Consider the following 17976-nt stretch of genomic DNA (forward strand, 5'->3'; position numbering starts at 1 on the left):
AATGAAAAAACATACGCTTGTTTTAAAAGCTCGTTGGAGCCTGTAGTTGCTGGCGGTTTGATCACTGGCCCGAACGCGGTGCCGCCGGTATGCTGGGGCAATCCGCGCCCGGCGCACTGCACTTGTAAGGAGCAACATGGATTTTTTGGCTGAATATGCGAGCTTTCTGGCGAAGACCGTCACCCTGGTGGTCGCTATTCTGGTGGTGTTGATCAGCTTCGCGGCGCTGCGCAGTAAAGGGCGTCGCAAATCCGCCGGCCAGTTGCAGGTCAGCAAGCTCAATGATTTCTACAAAGGCCTGCGTGAGCGCCTGGAGTCGACCCTGCTCGACAAGGACCAGCTCAAGGCCTTGCGCAAGTCCGAAGGCAAGGCCGAAAAGAAGAAGGGCAAGCAGAAAGCCGAGGCCAAGCCGCGGGTGTTCGTGCTGGACTTCGACGGTGACATCAAGGCCTCGGCCACTGAAAGCCTGCGCCACGAAATCACCGCATTGCTGAGCCTGGCTACCCCGAAAGACGAAGTGGTGCTGCGCCTGGAAAGCGGCGGCGGCATGGTCCACAGCTACGGCCTCGCCTCGTCGCAACTGGCACGTATCCGCCAGGCGGGCGTGCCGTTGACCGTGTGCATCGACAAGGTTGCGGCCAGCGGCGGCTACATGATGGCGTGCATCGGCGAGAAGATCATCAGCGCGCCGTTCGCCATCCTCGGCTCCATTGGCGTGGTGGCGCAGTTGCCTAACGTCAACCGCCTGCTGAAAAAGCACGACATCGACTTCGAAGTGCTGACCGCCGGCGAGTACAAGCGCACGCTCACCGTGTTTGGCGAAAATACCGAGAAGGGCCGCGAGAAGTTCCAGGAAGACCTGGACATCACTCACCAGTTGTTCAAGAACTTCGTGTCGCGTTATCGCCCGCAGTTGGCAATCGATGACGTCGCCACCGGAGAAGTGTGGCTGGGTGTTGCAGCCCTCGACAAGCAACTGGTCGATGAACTGCAAACCAGTGACGAATACCTGGCCACCAAGGCCAAGACCGCCGAGGTGTTCCACTTGCACTATGCCGAGCGCAAGAGCCTGCAGGAGCGCGTGGGCCTGGCGGCCAGCGGCTCGGTGGACCGGGTGCTGCTGACCTGGTGGAGCCGGTTGACCCAGCAGCGGTTCTGGTAAGGCTGATCAGCGGTGCGCAGGTTTTATTGAGGCCTGTTGCACCGCTGGAATGGGGTTCCTCATCAACATCCCCACCACCAACGCTCCAAGCAACCCCAACAACCCCGACACCCATAACACCCCGCTGAACCCACCCACAAACGCCTGCCGTGCCAGCGGCTGTATCACCGCCCGTGCCGATTCCGGCAACAAGCCCATCGCCGCCGGCATATCCCCGGCCACCACGCGTGAAGCAATCCCGTTCACCTGCGCCTGCCATTGCGCGCCGATGGTGGCGCTCAACAGCTGCTCGCTATGACTGCTCAACAACGCCCCATACACCCCAATCGCCAGCATGATCGCGCTGAAGCGCATGGTCGTGCTCATGCCCGACGCCATCCCCGCGCGGTCCCGTGGCACGCAGGCCATGATGTTTTTCTGCGTATCGCCATTGAGCAAGCCGGCACCGGCGCCGGTGACGGCAATCGCCAGGGCGAAGGGCAGGTAGCCGCCGGCGTTCACTGCCCAGGCACTCAAGAGGTTACCGCTGCCCACCAGCGTCAACCCGGCGGCCATCATTGTCGCGGGTGCAAAGCGTGCGGCCAGGCGTGCGCCGATGCGCGGGCAAATCAGCATGGTCAGCGCAAACGGCAGCATGCCCAGGCCCGAGGCGATCGCGGAAAACCCCAGGCCGTTCTGCAGGTAAAACGGCAACAACGTCATCATCACCTGGGCACAGCCGGCATAGGCAAACATTCCCAGCAACGCCCCGATAAAGCGCGGGTGGCGGAACAGTTGCAGGTCGACCATGGGCCGCCGTTGCACCCGTTCGACGAGCACAAATACGCCCAGCAAGACCGCGCCGCCGATCAGGCGGGCGTAGGTCAACGGGTTGTCCCAGCCGATGCGATTGGCTTCGATCAGCCCCCAGATCAGGCACAGCAGGCTGGCGCTGAATGCCAGGCTGCCCCAGGGGTCGAGCCTTGCGGATTGGGTGTCGCGGGATTCCGGAATCGCGCGCAAGACCAGGCTCATCAGCACCAGCCCTACCGGCAAGTTGAGGTAGAAGATCCAGCGCCAGCCCAGGTACTGGGTGATCAGGCCGCCGAGGGTCGGGGCGGCAGTCATCGCCACGCCCATGCACGCGCCCCAGAAGGCCCAGGCCTTGGCGCGCTCCACCTCGTCGTGGAAGGTATGGCCGATGGAGGCGAGGGCGGACGTGAGCAACAGCGCCGCGCCCACGCCTTTGACCGCGCGGGCGATATCGAGGAGCAGCGCAGTGGGCGCGGCCCCGCAACCCAATGACGCCAGGATGAAAATACTCAGCCCCCAGATCAGGGTTTTCTTGCGCCCGAACCGGTCGGCAATGCTGCCGGCCGGTAGCAATAACGCGGCAAACGCCAGCATGTAGGCACTGACCACCCATTCGATATCGGCGAAGTTCGCCCCGAGGTCGCGGGCAATGCTCGGCAGGGTCACGGCGACGATATTGGTGTCGAGCACGATCAGCGAGCAGACGCCGGACGCGGTCAGCAGGGTCAGGCGTGGGCTGACCCGGCTCATGGTTGAATTACCTCAAAGGCAATAGGCGGAATGCAGTTGACGGACATCGCAAGGGCTCTCTACTGTTCTGGTTTGCCTCAGCATATCCGCGCTGCCCAGCGCCTTTATTAGCCAGGCCGACTCATTTCATTACCTTTGAGCTAATGCAGAAATGGAAATCCGTCATTTTCGCTACTTCCTGGCCGTCGCCCGTCAGCGCAACTTCACCCGCGCTGCCGAGCAGTTGGGGATCGCACCCCCCACTTTGAGCCGACAGATCCAGGACATGGAAACCAGCCTGGGCACGCGCCTGTTTGTCCGCCAGCAGCGCGAAGTCAGCCTGACCGAGGCCGGCGCCACGCTGCTGATCGAAGCGGAGGCGACGGTGCGTCAGTTCGAGTTTGCCCAGCGCAATGCCCAGCGTGCCGGGCGCGGTGAGATCGGCCATCTGGAGTTGGGCTACGTGGCTTCCGCTGTGTATTCCGGCGTGTTGCAGCGGCAGATGCAGGCGTTCTGCCAGGCGTTTCCCGATGTCAGCGTGAACGTGCGCGAATGCGCCATGGCCACACTGCCAGGCGCCGTTGCGGACGGGCGCTACGACATCGGCTACATCCGTTCGCCGATGACCTTGCCGGACGGTGTGGAAGCCGTGTGCCTGGACAGTGACGGTTTTGTGCTGGCGTTACCGCAGGATTCATGGCTGCTGGGTTTGAAGGTCATCCACTGCGAGCATCTGCAAAACGAGACCTTCATCCTGCCGGAACAGATCAGCGGCACGCTGCACGTGGCGGCCCAAGGTGGTTTTGCGCCGCGCCTGGGGCCGCAGCCGGGTGGGTTGGTGGCGGTTGTTGCGTTGGTGTCATTGGGGCAGGGCGTGGCGGTGGTGCCGACGTCGGTGGTGGGGCATGTGAGCTTGCCGGGGGTGGTGTACCGCGCGATCCAGGGCAATGAGGCGTCGTCCTGGTTGTCGTTGATTTACCGGCGCTTCGAGAAAGCGCCGGCAGTGGTGCGGTATATCCAGCAGGTCAGGGCTCAAGCACAACCTTGAGGGACTTGTCGCCGCGCTCCATCACCGCAAACGCTTCCTTGAAGTCCGCCAGGGCGAATTTGTGGGTGACCACGTCGCGCATGTCGATCTTGCGGTTGCCGATAAAGTCGATGGCGCGCGGGTACATGTAAGGCCCCAGGTGCGAGCCGAGCACATCCAGTTCCTTGCGGTCGCCGATGATTGACCAGTCCACCGTGGCCTCGTCATTGAACACGCTGAACTCGACGAACCGCCCCAGCTTGCGCAGCATCGCCAGGCCCTGGTTCACCGCCTTGTGATGGCCGGTGGCTTCGATGTAGATGTCGCAGCCGTAGCCATCGGTGATGTCGCGGATCTTCGCCAGCACGTCGACTTCGGCCGGGTTCCACACCTCGTCGGCGCCCATGCGCAGGGCGAGGGCGGCGCGTTCCGGCTTCATGTCCAGCACGATGAGTTTCTTTGGGTTGCGCATGCGCACCGCACCAATGATGCCCAGGCCCAGCGTGCCGGTACCGGCGACCACTACCACGTCATCAAAGTCCACATTGGCGCGTTCGGCGGCGTGCAGCGAGCAGGCCAGGGGCTCGATCAGGATCGCTTCATCCGGGGCGATGGAATCCGGGACCTTATGGATGATGCCTTCCTTGGTGAAGATCATGTACTGGGCCATGGCGCCCTGCACGTTATTCTGGAAGCCGTACAGGTCGTGTTTCTGGCACATCCAGTACTGGCCGTGGTTGCAGAAGCGGCAGCCCCAGCACGGCACGATCTGCTCGGAAATGACCCGGTCGCCGATCTTCATACCGCGCTTTTCCGCGCCAGGCCCCAGGGCGACCACGCGGCACACGAATTCATGGCCGGGGATCATCGGCGGTTTCACATAGCGCGGTTGCTCGGCGTCGCCCCAGAACGACGGCGCGCCGCGATAGGTCTTGATGTCGCCCATGCAGATCCCGCACAACTCGACCTTGGTGAGGATTTCCTCGGGGCCGGGGGTGGGCACGTCGACGGTTTCCAGCCGATAGTCTTCCGGGCCATGGCAGACCACGGCCTGCATGGTTTTGGGGATGGCGGGATGCAGTTGTTCTTGCGGGCGTTCGGTGACAGTGGACATGGCAGGCCTCACAACAAAGATGAACGGATCGCTCCCATACGGGGAGCGATCAACCGGCGACGGCTTACTTGGCGCCGCTGACTTGCTTGTACAGCGCATCGGCGTTGGCGTTGGTCACCGGCACCCAGGGCAGGATGTAGTTCTTCGCGGTGCCGTCAGCCCACTTCACATCCTTGGCGTAGCGTTCCCAGATTACCGAGCGGGGCTTGTAGTCGCTGCCGGCCAAAGCGCGCAGGGCAACGTCCAGCGCACCCTGGGACTGGGCCTGGGCGTCCTGCAGGAAGGTGGTGACTTCGTCTTTCTTGGCGGCCTGGATGGCATCCGGCATGCCGTCGATGGAGGTGACCGGCACATCCTTGGAGGTCAGGCCGTGGGATTTCAGGGCCTGTACCGCGCCGAGGGCCATGTCGTCGTTCTGCGCGATGACGCCGTTGATGCCTTTGGGGTGGGCGTTCAGCCAGTCTTCGGTCAGTGCCATGGCCTGGGCGCGGTCCCAGTTGGCGGTCTTTTTCTCGATGATCTTGATGTCCGGGTGCTTGCCCAGCACTTCCAGCTCGCCTTTTTCCCGGTCGATCTGTGCCGACTGGCCAATGGGGCCCTGGATGATCACCACATTGCCCTTGCCGTTGAGTTTGTCGACCATGGCCTGGGCCTGCAGGCGGCCGCCCTCCACATCGTCGTTACCCACGTAGGGGACGGCGGCATCGGCAACTTTCGTATTGGAGGCGATAACCACCACGTCGTTACTCATGGCCTGCTTCACGGTGCCAACGCCGGCCTTGGTGTCGATGGGCACGAAGAGGATGGCGTCGTAATGCTGGGTCACCATGTTTTCGATCTGGTTGTTCTGGGTCAGCGCGTCGTAGTTGCCGTCGAATACGGTCAATTGCACGGTGCCGTCTTTAACCGCGGGGTGCTCCTTGAGCTCGCGTACCCAGTTCTGCATGAATTGGCCCTTGAGGCCGTAGACCGCGGCGCCGACCTTGTAGGTCTTGCCGTCGGCGGCCAGGGCGATGCTGCTGGCGAGGAGGGAGAGGGCCGCAACGGCGGCGAAGGTCGTAGCAAGTTTCATGATGAGCACCCCATTTATTGTTGTAGTCAGTCGTTCATTCATTGCCTTGTGCTGATCATATGTTTATCAAATGAAATTCTGATCAGTCAAATGCTTTTACGAAAAACTGAGAAATAGGATGATTTATAGGTTTTTAGGCTGTTTGTGCCGGTTTGTGGCATGGGTTTTGATGTGTTTGTAGTGATAATAATTTCATTGAGTGATCAAATGATCGAATTGGTATGGAAGGTTTTACAGATCTTGTAATAGTTTTGGATTGTGGGAATTTTCCCTTTCAACTGTACGATTCAAGTCCTTTTGTCATTGCAGGATTTGCATGAACACCCTCTCGGAGCCTCCCAGTCGTCTTTCCCCAAGACATCCGCTGCCGCTGTTCCCGTTGAAGCACCCCGTATTCCGATTGCCAGCCCCGTACCGGTCCACTGACCGCGCCTTGCCGTGTCTGGCATTCTGAAAACCGATTGAAGAGGCTCTATAAATGGAATGGTTAGCGGATCCAACGGCCTGGCTCGGCCTGTTGACCTTGATTGTGCTGGAACTGGTGCTGGGCATCGACAACCTGGTGTTTATCGCGATCCTGGCGGACAAGTTGCCGCCGGAGCAGCGTGACCGTGCGCGTTTGATCGGCCTGTCCCTGGCGTTGCTGATGCGCCTGGGCCTGTTGGCGAGTATTTCCTGGTTGGTGACCCTTACCCAGCCGTTGTTCGAGGTGTTCGACAAGAGCTTCTCCGGCCGTGACTTGATCATGCTGTTTGGTGGTGTGTTCCTGCTGTTCAAGGCCACCATGGAATTGCACGAACGCCTCGAAGGGCATGTGGCCCAGCGCACGGGCAATGTGGCCTATGCGATGTTCTGGCCGATCGTGGCGCAGATCGTGGTGCTCGACGCGGTGTTCTCCCTGGATGCGGTGATTACCGCCGTGGGCATGGTGGACGAACTGGCGGTGATGATGATCGCGGTGATCGTCTCCATCGGCCTGATGATCGTGGCGAGCAAGCCGCTGACGCGCTTCGTCAACGCGCACCCGACGGTGATCATGCTGTGCCTGGGCTTCCTGATGATGATCGGTTTCGCGCTGACCGCCGAAGGCCTGGGTTTCCATATTCCCAAGGGGTACCTGTACGCCGCCATCGGCTTCTCGATCCTGATCGAAGTGTTCAACCAGATCGCCCGTTCACGCCGCAAGAAGTCGGCGCAAGGCGTGTTGCCGGTGCGCGAGCGTACCGCCCATGCGGTGATGCGCCTGCTCGGCGGTCGCAGCCTGGCGGTGGAAGAGGTGGGTGAAGAGGTGGCTGACCTGCTCGGCGAGCCGGATGCCACTCAAGGCCCGCTGTTTGATCGACGTGAGCGCGTGATGATCAGTGGTGTGCTGCAACTGGCCGAGCGACCGATCCGCACGCTGATGACGCCACGGGCCAAGGTCGACTGCATTGATCTGGCGGACGACCCCGACAGTATTCGCCTGAAACTGATGCATTCGTCCTACTCGCGACTGCCGTTGATCCGCAACGGCGCCGTCGACGAGCCGCTGGGCTTTGTGCACAAGAAGGAATTGCTCAAGGAATACCTGGCCGGCAACGAGCCGAACCTGGAGCACCTGGCACGTCGGGCGATCAATTTGCTCGAGAGTTTCTCGATCCTCAATGCGCTGGAGCAGATGCGTCAGGAATCCACCCACATTGCGTTCGTGATCAACGAATTCGGTGACTTTATGGGCGTGTTGAGCATGACCGACATTCTCGAGTCCATCGCCGGTGAGTTGCCGGATGCCAGCGAAATCGAAGGGCCTGACATCGTCGAGGAGGGTGATGGGTTCCGCGCCAATGGCGCTTTGAACCTCAGCCTGGTGCGCCAGCGTACCGGTTTCAACGCGGTCGCCACCGATGACTATCAGACCCTGGCCGGCCTGGTCATGAGCCTGCTCGATCGCCTGCCGGTGGTGGGTGACAGCCTGGAGCATGAGGGTTGGTGCTTGACCGTGGCGGCTGTGGAAGACCGCCGGGTGACGCAGGTCAGCCTGCTTCGGTGCGTGGGTTCCTGATGGGGGTGCAAGTGTTGCCACTCAGCTTCCTTTGAGGCCTGGAGTGGCGCCGCCGGGTGTTCTGCCGTCACGTCTGAGCGCGGCTTTTTGCTGCGCCGGCGTCTTTTTTCGGAAGGCATCGACGATGCCTTTCAAGTGTTTGGCGTTTGCAGTGCCAAATGCCGGGTGTGTTGGGCGCGATGGCCCTGCGGTCGTGTTGAACAAGCCGGCCAATGCACTCAGCTCCGAGAGGTCGGTTATCGGCCAGAACATCCCGGATGCACTTGCCACCGCCACTTTCATCGGGTGCGCGCCACCTGCTGAGTCACCGACATGGGCCTTGCAGAGCAGTTGAAGGTAGTCCGCCATGTGAGCCAGCGACAGGCCGTGGCGTTTTTCCGCCAGGAGCGTATGCACGGGGATCGCCGCAGTCGGTTTTAAGTCGGGCTGGGTGATAGCGTCGTAGTAAGTGTAGGCCTCCATAGTGAGCTTGCGCAGGTTTGGGTTAGAGGGTGCGGATGCGTCGGGCTGCTGTGTGACAAAAAAATGCCCCTTTTTTGACCGCTTGATCAGTACGTGGTTGGCGTCGGGATCGATCAGCCACATCAGAATCCCCAGGAATTTGGTGTATTCGGAGCTTCTGGTGCTGATGTCCGATTTGAATTCAATCAGGAAGAACCGGTCTTCATGGGCGGTTAGCACGTCGCCCGCTGCACTTTCAGCCTTGCCGTCCAATTTCGCGAGGAGTGGCGGCGTTACCGCCATTTTTTCCACTGCCCGGTAGAGCTTTCCCTTGGTCTCATTGCAGGTATTTTGCTGTGTTGGGTCCGAGGGATTACACAGCAGTGATTGATTGTCCAAGAGGAACTGGGCAAGCGCGACTGAAATCAGTGCCTGCTGTTTTTCGCAGTGAAGGATCCACTGAATATCGCGAAACGCCAGAATCAACGTATCTTCCCAGGGCTGGTCGGCGTTCTCTGTTGCAGTTGCGGTGCTCATATCCATCCCCTCAGTTAACCGCTACGCCACTGAACTTGACCACGTTATCCTCGCCCTTGAGGCTGCGAAACCTGATCTTGAGTGCCGGGATGCTCTCCAGCTTCCCGCGCACGGGTTGGAACACCATCGTTACGCGGGTCGGCACATTGCGCACTAACGCAAAGGCGTTCCACTGGTCAGACTTTGACTGGCCAACAAGCAGTTGCTCGACATCCAGAGAACCGCCGGTTTTTTCAAACAGAGTACTTTGCTTTAGGTCGCGCATTTCGCGGTCGACATGGGTGTTGGTGAGTTCCAGCAGGCAGCTCGGTGCCTGGCCAATCTGCTCACACTCCAGCAGTTCGAAGCGTACACCGTCGACTAGCTCGATACGCTTGCCAAACAGGTTGGCGCCGTCATTTTCAGTCATCAACTTTTGTGATTGGGCAAATTCGAAAGTGGGTTTGGCGTACTCGCTACCCAGAATGAAAAAACCGCCGGCGAGCAGTACGGCCAGGATCACCGAAAGCGTGCCTTTTATCGCGTCCGGCAGGCGACGCGCCTGCCATCCAATAGACACTGCCGCGAGGAACAGGAATACGCTGATTACCAGTATCAAGTTTTTCCAGTTGAGAAAGCCAAAGCCGAACACGCTGGGGTCGGGAAACACATAGGTGATCAGCGCCCACATGGCGCCCAGCGTTGCGCTGATACCGGCCATTACTTTGGTGATTGCAGCATTGAGGCGTTTTTGTGGAAGCAGAGGAGTGTCCATACGCAGAAGAAAATCCATCGAGGCGGTAGAGGGGGTGCCGAACATTAACTCAATGAAGGCATTGAGCTATTATCCAGTAAGTGGCCCCCCGGTAAAGCCCTGGCCGCCCGGAAAGCTCACGATCAGGTCGAACACGAGCCAGATGCAGATGCTCGCGATATAGATCAGCAGGCATAAGGGCTTGAGTCGCTCGAAATCATGCTGGGCGAACTCAAGTTGCAAGGCGGATGAGGGGTGTTTCTTCAGGACTTAGGCTTCAATGGTCTTGAACATGGCTGACCCTGATGGCTGAGACTGCTTTGAGCCGCGTAGACGCTGGTCGTGTCGCGCAACCGCCAGGTTGATCAAGCAAACTCTGCGAGTGCCTGGAGCAGAGCCGACTCGGTAACCCCTTCAAGGGTCGACATCAACTGACCTTGTTGGTAGATAAGTAGCGTTGGAATACGCACGACCTTGGGGTGTCTGGGCGTATTCGCGCAGTCGAGGATCAATACCTTGATTTTTCCCTGGTGCGCTTTGGTGATTTCTACGAACCACGGCAGGGTCACATTGCATGCGTGACAGCCTTCGGAGGCGAACAGGGCAAACACGGTGAGCGGTGTATCCAGAGCTTGTTCAAAAGCTTCTTTGTTCTCGATAACCGCATTGAAATAGCTCATTGACGTTCTCCAGTCAGAAACCTAGCTCACGCTAAGTCCGGAGGCGTCAGTCGTCTACTGTCAACCTTCACAGGTCCCTGTCACGCTCCAAGCGTTCACGGGCTTTACGCGCCTGGCTCGCGCATTTCTTGTATTCCAGGTTATCCCTTGAGGCCTTTGCCTGGCGGTAGCCATGGTGGTTCTGGCTGGTGTAATTGGTGCTCAAGGCTTCGTTGAGCTTACGCAGCTCTGCCTTGCATTCGCGGCGGTCGTTACTGGCCAGAGCGTTGCCGGCCACCAGAAAGGACAGCAAAACCAGGGTGAGGCGAAACGTCATCAGGGTGGAGTCCTTGTTGGAATGAATGTGCCAAGGCTAGCCCAGCGTGGGGATTTTTCCACGCAACCGGCGCACTGCAACGGTGCGCGGTAACGCCGCTATGTCGCACGCCAGTGGGGCCTGTCACCGCTGTGTGGGGCCTTGCGTAGCAAAGTGATTTCAAGTGTTGGTTAGCACCTTGTCACGAATCATCTTTTATCTATTTGATCTAAAACAGATTTATTCATGTCGTGTTTTTCCGTTACCGCGTGTGGCACACTTTCTGCTGTCTATTCCGTTGTTACATACTAAGTTCCGGTATAGCGGAATACACAACCCCTGGAGTGCTTGTCATGCATCACCGACCTTCCGTGTTCAAAGCGTGTGTTTTTCTCTTCGCCGCATCGGCTTCCCTCGCAAGCGTAGTGCAGGCGGCGGACAGCAAGCTCGATGATGTGCTCAAGCGTGGGCACCTGATCGTGGGTACAGGCAGTACCAATGCGCCGTGGCACTTCCAGGGAGCGGATGGCAAGTTGCAGGGGTTTGATATCGACATCGGCCGCATCGTGGCCAAGGGTTTGTTCAACGACCCGAGCAAGGTCGAGTTCGTGGTGCAGTCCTCTGACGCGCGCATCCCCAACCTGCTCACCGACAAGGTCGACATGAGTTGCCAGTTCATCACCGTCACCGCCAGCCGCGCGCAGCAGGTGGCCTTCACCCTGCCGTACTACCGCGAAGGCGTGGGCCTGCTGCTGCCGAACAACAGCAAGTACAAGGAAATCGAAGACCTGCAGGCCGCCGGCGACAGCGTCACCGTGGCCGTGCTGCAAAACGTCTACGCCGAAGAACTGGTGCACCAGGCGCTGCCCAAGGCCAAGGTCGACCAGTACGACAGCGTCGACCTGATGTACCAGGCCGTGAATTCTGGTCGCGCCGATGCCGCCGCCACCGACCAGTCTTCGGTCAAATACCTGATGGTGCAGAACCCAGGCCGCTACCGCAGCCCGACGTACGCTTGGAGCCCACAGACCTACGCGTGCGCCGTCAAGCGTGGCGACCAGGACTGGCTGAACTTCGTCAACACCGCGCTGCATGAAGCCATGACCGGCGTGGAGTTCCCGACCTACAAGGCCTCGTTCAAGCAATGGTTCGGCGTGGACCTGCCGGAACCTGCGATCGGCTTCCCGGTTGAGTTCAAGTAAATCGAAAACCTGGGGCGTCGCTGACGGCGCCCCAATCAGGTACTGCTGACCATGAACTATCAGTTGAACTTTGCCGCCGTGTGGCGCGACTTCCCCAGCTTGCTGGCGGGGCTCGGCCTGGGCCTCGAGCTGGCGCTGCTGTCGATTGCGATTGGCTGCGTGATCGGCTTGATGATGGCATTTGCCATGCTGTCGAAACACAAGGCACTGCGCGTGCTGGCCTCGGTGTATGTGACGGTTATCCGCAATACGCCGATCCTGGTGTTGATCCTGTTGATCTACTTCGCCTTGCCCAGCCTGGGCATCCGCCTGGACAAGATCCCGTCGTTCATCATCACCTTGTCGTTGTACGCCGGGGCTTATCTGACCGAAGTGTTCCGCGCCGGGCTGCTGAATATTCCCAAGGGCTTGCGTGAAGCCGGGCTGGCCATCGGCCTGGGTGAGTGGCGTATCCGCGCCTACATCACCGTGCCGGTGATGCTGCGCAATGTGCTGCCCGCGCTGTCGAACAACTTCATTTCGCTGTTCAAGGACACCTCGCTCGCCGCCGCCATCGCGGTGCCGGAGCTGACCTATTACGCCCGCAAGATCAACGTCGAAAGCTACCGGGTGATCGAAACCTGGTTGGTCACGACCGCGCTCTACGTGGCCGCCTGTTACCTCATTGCCATGCTGCTCCGTTACCTGGAGCAGCGTCTGGCGATCCGTCGTTAAGGAAGGTTTCCATGTACGAATCCCCCAGCTGGTTGCATGAGTTGTGGATCGCCCGGGATACCCTCTGGGCGGGCTTTCAAGCCAGTGTTTATGTGTCCGCGCTGGCGATTATCTTCGGTACCCTGATCGGTATCGTCGCCGGGTTGATCCTGACCTACGGCAAATTCTGGATGCGGGCGCCGTTCCGGCTGTACGTCGACCTGATCCGCGGTACGCCGGTGTTTGTGCTGGTATTGGCGTGCTTCTACATGCTGCCGGCGCTCGGTTGGCAGATCACCGCGTTCCAGGCCGGTGCGGTCGGGTTGACGCTGTTCTGCGGCTCCCACGTTTCGGAGATCGTGCGCGGTGCGCTGCAGGCGATTCCCCGTGGGCAACTGGAAGCGGGCAAGGCCATCGGCCTGACGTTCTACCAGTCCCTGGGCTACGTGCTGTTGCCCCAGGCGTTGCGCCAGATCCTGCCGACCTGGGTCAATTCCTCCACGGAAATCGTCAAGGCCTCGACCTTGCTGTCGGTGATCGGCGTGGCCGAATTGCTGTTGAGCACCCAGCAAGTGATCGCACGCACCTTCATGACCCTGGAGTTCTACCTGTTCGCAGGCTTTATGTTCTTTGTCATCAACTACGCCATCGAGTTATTCGGGCGCTATATTGAAAAGCGGGTGGCCTTGCCATGAACCAACCTCAAACCAACCCACCGTTGCTGGACATCCGTGGCCTGCGCAAGCAGTACGGCCAGGTGGAAGTGCTCAAGGGCGTCGACCTGTCCATGCAGCGCGGCAACGTGGTGACCCTGATCGGCTCCAGCGGCTCGGGCAAGACCACCCTGTTGCGCTGCGTCAACCTGCTGGAAGAGTTCCAGGGCGGGCAGATCACCCTGGACGGCGAGTCCATCGGCTACCGCGACATCGATGGCAAGCGCGTGCGTCATCCCGAGCGCGTGATTGCCCAGCACCGTGCAATGACCGGCATGGCGTTCCAGCAATTCAACCTGTTCCCGCATTTGACCGCGTTGCAGAACGTGACCCTGGGCTTATTGAAAGTTAAGAAAATGCCTAAGGACGAGGCGGTAGCATTGGCGGAAAAATGGTTGGACCGTGTAGGACTTCTGGAGCGTCGTAATCACTTTCCCGGCCAGTTGTCCGGCGGCCAGCAACAGCGTGTGGCGATTGCCCGTGCGATTGCCATGAACCCCAGCCTGATGCTGTTTGACGAAGTCACTTCGGCCCTCGACCCGGAACTGGTGGGTGAAGTGCTCAGTGTGATCAAGGGCCTGGCGGAAGAGGGCATGACCATGTTGCTGGTCACCCACGAAATGCGCTTTGCCTATGAGGTATCGGACAAGATCGTATTTATGAACCAAGGGCGCATTGAAGAGCAGGGCACCTCGAAGGATATCTTCGAACGCCCGCAATCGCCGCGCCTGGCGGAATTTCTCAAGAACATTCGTTTTTAATCAGGAGCCTTTTTTATGAGCATTACTCGTTACGGTGCCGGCAGTACTGCCGGCGGTGGTCAGCCCCGTCCTTTCGCCCGCGCCGTGGAAGCGGATGGTTGGTTGTACGTCTCGGGCCAGGTGCCTGCGGTGGATGGCGAAATCATCACTGGCGGCATCATTGAGCAAACCCGGCAGACCATGCGCAACGTGGTGGCGATCCTCGAAGAGGCTGGCTACGAATTGAAAGATGTGGTCCGCGTCGGCGTATGGCTGGAAGACCCACGGGACTTCTGGAGTTTCAACAAAGTGTTCGGCGAATACTTCACCCCGGAACATGCCCCGGCGCGGGCCTGTGTGCAGGCGAACATGATGGTCGACTGCAAGGTGGAGATCGATTGCGTGGCCTACAAGAAAAAGGGCTAAATGCCCCATTCTTGAAACCACGGAAAATCCAATGTGGGAGGGGGCTTGCCCCCGATGAAGGTGTGTCAGCACAAGCACAGGTCACTGGCTCGCCGCTATCGGGGCAAGCCCCCTCCCACAAGGATCTGCGCAGATCACAGCATTTTTACAGGAATCGAAGGCTGCCATGACCGAAGACACCATCAAACGCCGCGCCAAAGGCCTGGACCGGGCATTCGATATCCTCGATTTCCTCAAGGAAATCGGCCAGCCCCTGCGCCCGAATGATATTGCCAGCGGCATCGGCAGCCCCAAATCCACCGTCTACGAATTGGTCGCGTCACTGCTTGAACGTCGTATTTTGGAAACGGTGGGCAAGGACGGTCACGTCTACCTCGGCCGCCAGCTGTACTTCCTGGGCCAGGCGCACCTGCGTCATTTCGACTTGACCCGCGAGGCCGATCACGCCTTGCAGGAGATCGTCAGCCAGACCCGCGAAACCGCGCAGATGTGCCTGCTCAACGGGCGCAAATACACGGTGGCGCTGATGCGCGAGGGCGAGCGGCATTTCCGCATTTCTTCGGATATCGGCGAAAACGCGCCAATCCCCTGGACTGCCTCCGGGCGCCTGTTGCTGGGGCACTTGAGCGACCAGCAGATCGTCGACCTGATCGACCACGACGACTTCATCCTGCCGGATGGCCAGCGCCTGCCGCTGGATACCTTCCTGTCGCAAATCCGTCAGGCCACCCTCGATGGCTTCTTTTCCTTCGACAGTGTGGCCGACACCTTTACCCATTGCTTTGCCGCCCCGGTGCGGGACGCGCAAGGCATCAGCATTGCGACTTTGTGCATCGTCGCCCCGCGCGCCGACGCGATCAAAAATTACAACGACTATCGCCGGGTGTTGATCGAAAGCGCCAACAACCTGGCTCGTCGCATCAACGAATAGGAGCATTTCATGTCTGCCATCAATGCCGTTGAAAAAGGCGCCGCCGCTGTCGGTGCCCATCTGGTCCGTGACGTCAGCCTGCCGGCCCTGGTGCTGCACCGTGACGCGCTGGAACACAACATCCGTTGGATGCAGGACTTCGTCAGCAAGAGCGGCGCGCAGCTCGCGCCCCATGGCAAGACCAGCATGATGCCGGCGCTGTTCCAGCGCCAGATCGCGGCGGGCGCCTGGGGCATCACTCTGGCCAACGCTGTGCAGACCCGCGCCGCGTATGCCGGTGGCGTGCGCCGCGTGTTGATGGCCAACCAACTGGTGGGCGCGCCGAACATGGCATTGATCGCTGACCTGCTGGCCGACAAGGACTTCGACTTCCACTGCATGGTCGATCACCCGGACAACGTCGCTGACCTGGGCCTGTTCTTCGCCGCCCGTGGCCTGCGCCTGAATGTGATGATCGAGTACGGCGTGGTCGGCGGCCGTTGCGGTTGCCGCAGCGAGCAGGAAGTGCGCGAGCTGGCCAAGGCGATCAAGGCCCAGCCGGCCCTGGCTCTCACCGGTATCGAAGGCTATGAGGGCGTGATCCACGGCGAGCATGCCATCAGCGGCATCCGCGATTTCGCCGCCAGCCTGGTGCGCCTGGCGGTGGATTTGCAGAACAACGGCTCTTTCGACCTGCCCAAGCCCATCGTCACCGCGTCGGGTTCGGCCTGGTACGACCTGATCGCCGAGTCGTTCGAACAACAGAACGCCGCCGGCCGCTTCCTCAGTGTGCTGCGCCCCGGCAGCTACGTGGCCCATGACCATGGCATCTATAAAGATGCGCAATGCTGCGTGCTCGACCGCCGCAGTGACCTCAACGAAGGCCTGCGCCCGGCCCTGGAAGTCTGGGCGCATGTGCAATCGTTGCCCGAGCCGGGCTTTGCGGTGATCGCCCTGGGCAAGCGTGACGTGGCCTACGACGCCGGTCTGCCGGTGCCGCTCAAGCGCTACAAGGCGGGTATTGTGCCGGCCGAAGGCGATGACGTGAGTGGCTGCAAGGTTACGGCGGTGATGGACCAGCATGCGTTCATGACGGTGGCGCCGGGGGTTGAGTTGCGGATTGGCGACATCATCTCGTTCGGCACCTCGCACCCTTGCCTGACCTTCGACAAGTGGCAGGTCGGTTGCCTGGTGGATGAAAAATTGCAGGTGATCGAGTCCCTGCCTACCTGCTTCTAGACCGCGTCGATCCTATCGGGGGCAAGCCCCCTCCCACATTTGAATAGGTTCACACATCAAACTGTGGGAGGGGGCTTGCCCCCGATGAGGCCATCAGCCACACCCGAGACCATCACTATGAGTACCCAACCCCGCATTGCCCTGATCGGCGAATGCATGATCGAACTGCAACACCGCGCCGATGGCAGCCTGCACCAAAGCTTCGGCGGCGATACCCTGAACACGGCGGTGTACCTGCGCCGCGAGCTGGGCGACATCGGCAGCGTTGACTATGTCACCGCCCTGGGGGATGACAGTTTCAGTGACGCCATGTGCCAGCAGTGGATCGACGAAGGGTTGGGCTTGGGCAGGGTCCAGCGCCTGCCTGGACGTCTGCCGGGGTTGTACTGCATCCAGACCGACGCCAATGGCGAGCGCAAATTCCTGTATTGGCGCAACGAAGCCGCCGTGCGCGACTGCTTCACCACGCCGGCAGCCGAGCCGATCCTGGCCGCGCTGCCGGGCTATGACGTGGTGTATTTCAGCGGTATCACCTTGGCCGTACTGGGTGAAGTCGGCCGCGAACGCTTGCTGCAAACCCTGATCGAAACCCGCCGACGTGGCGGCAAGGTGGTGTTCGACAACAACTACCGGCCGCGATTGTGGGCGAGCGTCGAGGCGGCGCGTGCTGCGTATGAGCGTGTCCTGGCCGAAGTGGATATCGCCTTGCTCACCGAGGACGACGAGCGTGCGCTGTTTGGGTATGCCGACAGCGAGCAGGTGTTCGCGGCGTATCCGGGGATTGAAGAGGTGGTGCTCAAGCGTGGCGCGGATGCGTGCCTGATCCGCTGCAACGGCGAGCGCTTTTGCGTGCCGGCGATCAAGGTGGAAAAGGTGGTGGACACGACGGCGGCGGGGGATTCGTTCAGTGCGGCGTACCTGGCCGGGCGGCTCAAGGGAAGCTCGCCGGAGCAGGCTGCATTGGCTGGGCATCGGTTGGCCAGTCGGGTTATCCAGGTGCCGGGGGCGCTGATTCCCCGGGGGTGAATGGCCGCCTGCGGCGGATCGGGGGCAAGCCCCCTCCCACAGTTTGATTTGTGAACCTATTCAAATGTGGGAGGGGGCTTGCCCCCGATAGCGGTCTGCAGCCAACCCATCAATCCCGGTAAAACACCTGCACCAGGTGATACCCGAACTTGCTCTTGATCGGCCCGTGAACCACCTTCACCGGTTTCTTGAAGATCACCGCATCAATCGCCCCCACCATCTGCCCGGGCCGCACTTCGCCCAAGTCGCCGCCACGTTTGCCCGAGGGGCAAGTGGAGTACTTCTTGGCCAGCACATCAAACGCCTCGCCCTTGGCGATGCGCTGTTTGAGCTGTTCGGCTTCTTCGCTGGTTTTCACCAGGATATGACGGGCTTGGGCTTTCATTGATCTCTACCAGGTGTGC

The 17976-nt window shown here is 60.2% G+C and carries 19 protein-coding genes and 1 pseudogene; 11 read left to right on the forward strand and 9 right to left on the reverse strand.

Going from position 1 to position 17976, the window contains the following annotated elements; genetic code table 11:
- Window positions 1-136: 136 nt before the first annotated feature.
- Window positions 137-1162 (forward strand): protease SohB, encoded by a 1026-nt coding sequence (gene sohB / locus M2497_RS14135; protein WP_010210988.1) that lies wholly within the window; start codon window positions 137-139, stop codon window positions 1160-1162.
- Between the two features lie 6 nt (window positions 1163-1168).
- Here sohB and M2497_RS14140 read toward each other — a convergent pair whose 3' ends face one another.
- Window positions 1169-2704: an MFS transporter gene (locus tag M2497_RS14140; protein ID WP_248488037.1), complete on the reverse strand. Its 1536-nt coding sequence runs from the start codon at window positions 2702-2704 to the stop codon at window positions 1169-1171.
- Between the two features lie 151 nt (window positions 2705-2855).
- Here M2497_RS14140 and M2497_RS14145 point away from each other — a divergent pair, with 151 nt between their 5' ends.
- A complete protein-coding gene (locus M2497_RS14145) occupies window positions 2856-3731 on the forward strand; it encodes a LysR substrate-binding domain-containing protein (protein WP_248488038.1) in 876 nt (291 codons plus the stop codon).
- On the opposite strand, the gene M2497_RS14150 is transcribed toward M2497_RS14145, so the two are convergent.
- Both M2497_RS14150 and M2497_RS14155 read right to left on the reverse strand, forming a co-directional pair.
- Window positions 3709-4824, reverse strand: a complete 1116-nt coding sequence (locus M2497_RS14150) for an alcohol dehydrogenase catalytic domain-containing protein (protein WP_248488039.1) — start codon at window positions 4822-4824, stop codon at window positions 3709-3711. The genes M2497_RS14145 and M2497_RS14150 overlap by 23 nt on opposite strands.
- Before the next feature lie 64 nt (window positions 4825-4888).
- Window positions 4889-5896 (reverse strand): substrate-binding domain-containing protein, encoded by a 1008-nt coding sequence (locus M2497_RS14155; RefSeq protein ID WP_248488040.1) that lies wholly within the window; start codon window positions 5894-5896, stop codon window positions 4889-4891.
- Window positions 5897-6374: 478 nt separating this feature from the next.
- On the opposite strand from M2497_RS14155, the gene M2497_RS14160 reads away from it, so the two are divergent.
- Window positions 6375-7937: a TerC family protein gene (locus M2497_RS14160; protein ID WP_248488041.1), complete on the forward strand. Its 1563-nt coding sequence runs from the start codon at window positions 6375-6377 to the stop codon at window positions 7935-7937.
- A 21-nt stretch (window positions 7938-7958) separates the two neighbouring features.
- Here M2497_RS14160 and M2497_RS14165 read toward each other — a convergent pair whose 3' ends face one another.
- From M2497_RS14165 to M2497_RS14185, 5 genes and pseudogenes are all read right to left on the reverse strand, one after another.
- A complete protein-coding gene (locus M2497_RS14165; RefSeq protein ID WP_248488042.1) occupies window positions 7959-8915 on the reverse strand; it encodes a hypothetical protein in 957 nt (318 codons plus the stop codon).
- A 10-nt stretch (window positions 8916-8925) separates the two neighbouring features.
- Complete coding sequence (locus M2497_RS14170) at window positions 8926-9669, reverse strand: hypothetical protein (RefSeq protein WP_248488043.1); 744 nt, start codon at window positions 9667-9669, stop codon at window positions 8926-8928.
- Window positions 9670-9759: 90 nt separating this feature from the next.
- A pseudogene (locus M2497_RS14175) lies at window positions 9760-9915 on the reverse strand (GGDEF domain-containing protein); the annotation flags it as partial.
- A 98-nt stretch (window positions 9916-10013) separates the two neighbouring features.
- Complete coding sequence (locus M2497_RS14180) at window positions 10014-10328, reverse strand: thioredoxin domain-containing protein (protein WP_248488044.1); 315 nt, start codon at window positions 10326-10328, stop codon at window positions 10014-10016.
- A gap of 67 nt (window positions 10329-10395) precedes the next feature.
- On the reverse strand, window positions 10396-10644 hold the full coding sequence (locus M2497_RS14185; protein WP_248488045.1) for a hypothetical protein: 249 nt from the start codon (window positions 10642-10644) through the stop codon (window positions 10396-10398).
- Between the two features lie 332 nt (window positions 10645-10976).
- Between M2497_RS14185 and M2497_RS14190 the strand changes: the two genes are divergently transcribed.
- The 8 genes from M2497_RS14190 to M2497_RS14225 all read left to right on the forward strand — a co-directional run bounded on the left by M2497_RS14190 (window position 10977) and on the right by M2497_RS14225 (window position 17572).
- Complete coding sequence (locus tag M2497_RS14190; RefSeq protein ID WP_159957483.1) at window positions 10977-11825, forward strand: transporter substrate-binding domain-containing protein; 849 nt, start codon at window positions 10977-10979, stop codon at window positions 11823-11825.
- Window positions 11826-11876: 51 nt separating this feature from the next.
- Entirely contained in the window at window positions 11877-12539 is a 663-nt protein-coding gene (locus M2497_RS14195; protein WP_025857547.1) for an amino acid ABC transporter permease, read from the forward strand.
- Window positions 12540-12550: 11 nt separating this feature from the next.
- Window positions 12551-13213, forward strand: coding sequence for an amino acid ABC transporter permease (locus M2497_RS14200; RefSeq protein ID WP_016976586.1), 663 nt, complete (start codon window positions 12551-12553; stop codon window positions 13211-13213).
- Entirely contained in the window at window positions 13210-13992 is a 783-nt protein-coding gene (locus tag M2497_RS14205) for an amino acid ABC transporter ATP-binding protein (protein ID WP_248488046.1), read from the forward strand. The genes M2497_RS14200 and M2497_RS14205 overlap by 4 nt, the downstream gene beginning before the upstream one ends.
- A gap of 15 nt (window positions 13993-14007) precedes the next feature.
- Window positions 14008-14397: a RidA family protein gene (locus M2497_RS14210; protein WP_010210958.1), complete on the forward strand. Its 390-nt coding sequence runs from the start codon at window positions 14008-14010 to the stop codon at window positions 14395-14397.
- A 166-nt stretch (window positions 14398-14563) separates the two neighbouring features.
- Window positions 14564-15328 carry an IclR family transcriptional regulator gene (locus tag M2497_RS14215; protein WP_248488047.1) on the forward strand — a complete coding sequence of 255 codons (765 nt, stop codon included), beginning with the start codon at window positions 14564-14566 and terminating at the stop codon, window positions 15326-15328.
- A 9-nt stretch (window positions 15329-15337) separates the two neighbouring features.
- Window positions 15338-16546, forward strand: a complete 1209-nt coding sequence (locus tag M2497_RS14220; RefSeq protein WP_248488048.1) for an amino acid deaminase — start codon at window positions 15338-15340, stop codon at window positions 16544-16546.
- A 117-nt stretch (window positions 16547-16663) separates the two neighbouring features.
- Complete coding sequence (locus M2497_RS14225; protein ID WP_248488049.1) at window positions 16664-17572, forward strand: sugar kinase; 909 nt, start codon at window positions 16664-16666, stop codon at window positions 17570-17572.
- 109 nt (window positions 17573-17681) lie between these two features.
- Here M2497_RS14225 and M2497_RS14230 read toward each other — a convergent pair whose 3' ends face one another.
- Complete coding sequence (locus M2497_RS14230) at window positions 17682-17957, reverse strand: peptidylprolyl isomerase (RefSeq protein ID WP_003174397.1); 276 nt, start codon at window positions 17955-17957, stop codon at window positions 17682-17684.
- Between the last annotated feature and the right edge of the window lie 19 nt (window positions 17958-17976).

The sequence above is a fragment of the Pseudomonas sp. CYM-20-01 genome (assembly GCF_023169845.1).
Classification (GTDB): domain Bacteria; phylum Pseudomonadota; class Gammaproteobacteria; order Pseudomonadales; family Pseudomonadaceae; genus Aquipseudomonas; species Aquipseudomonas azotoformans.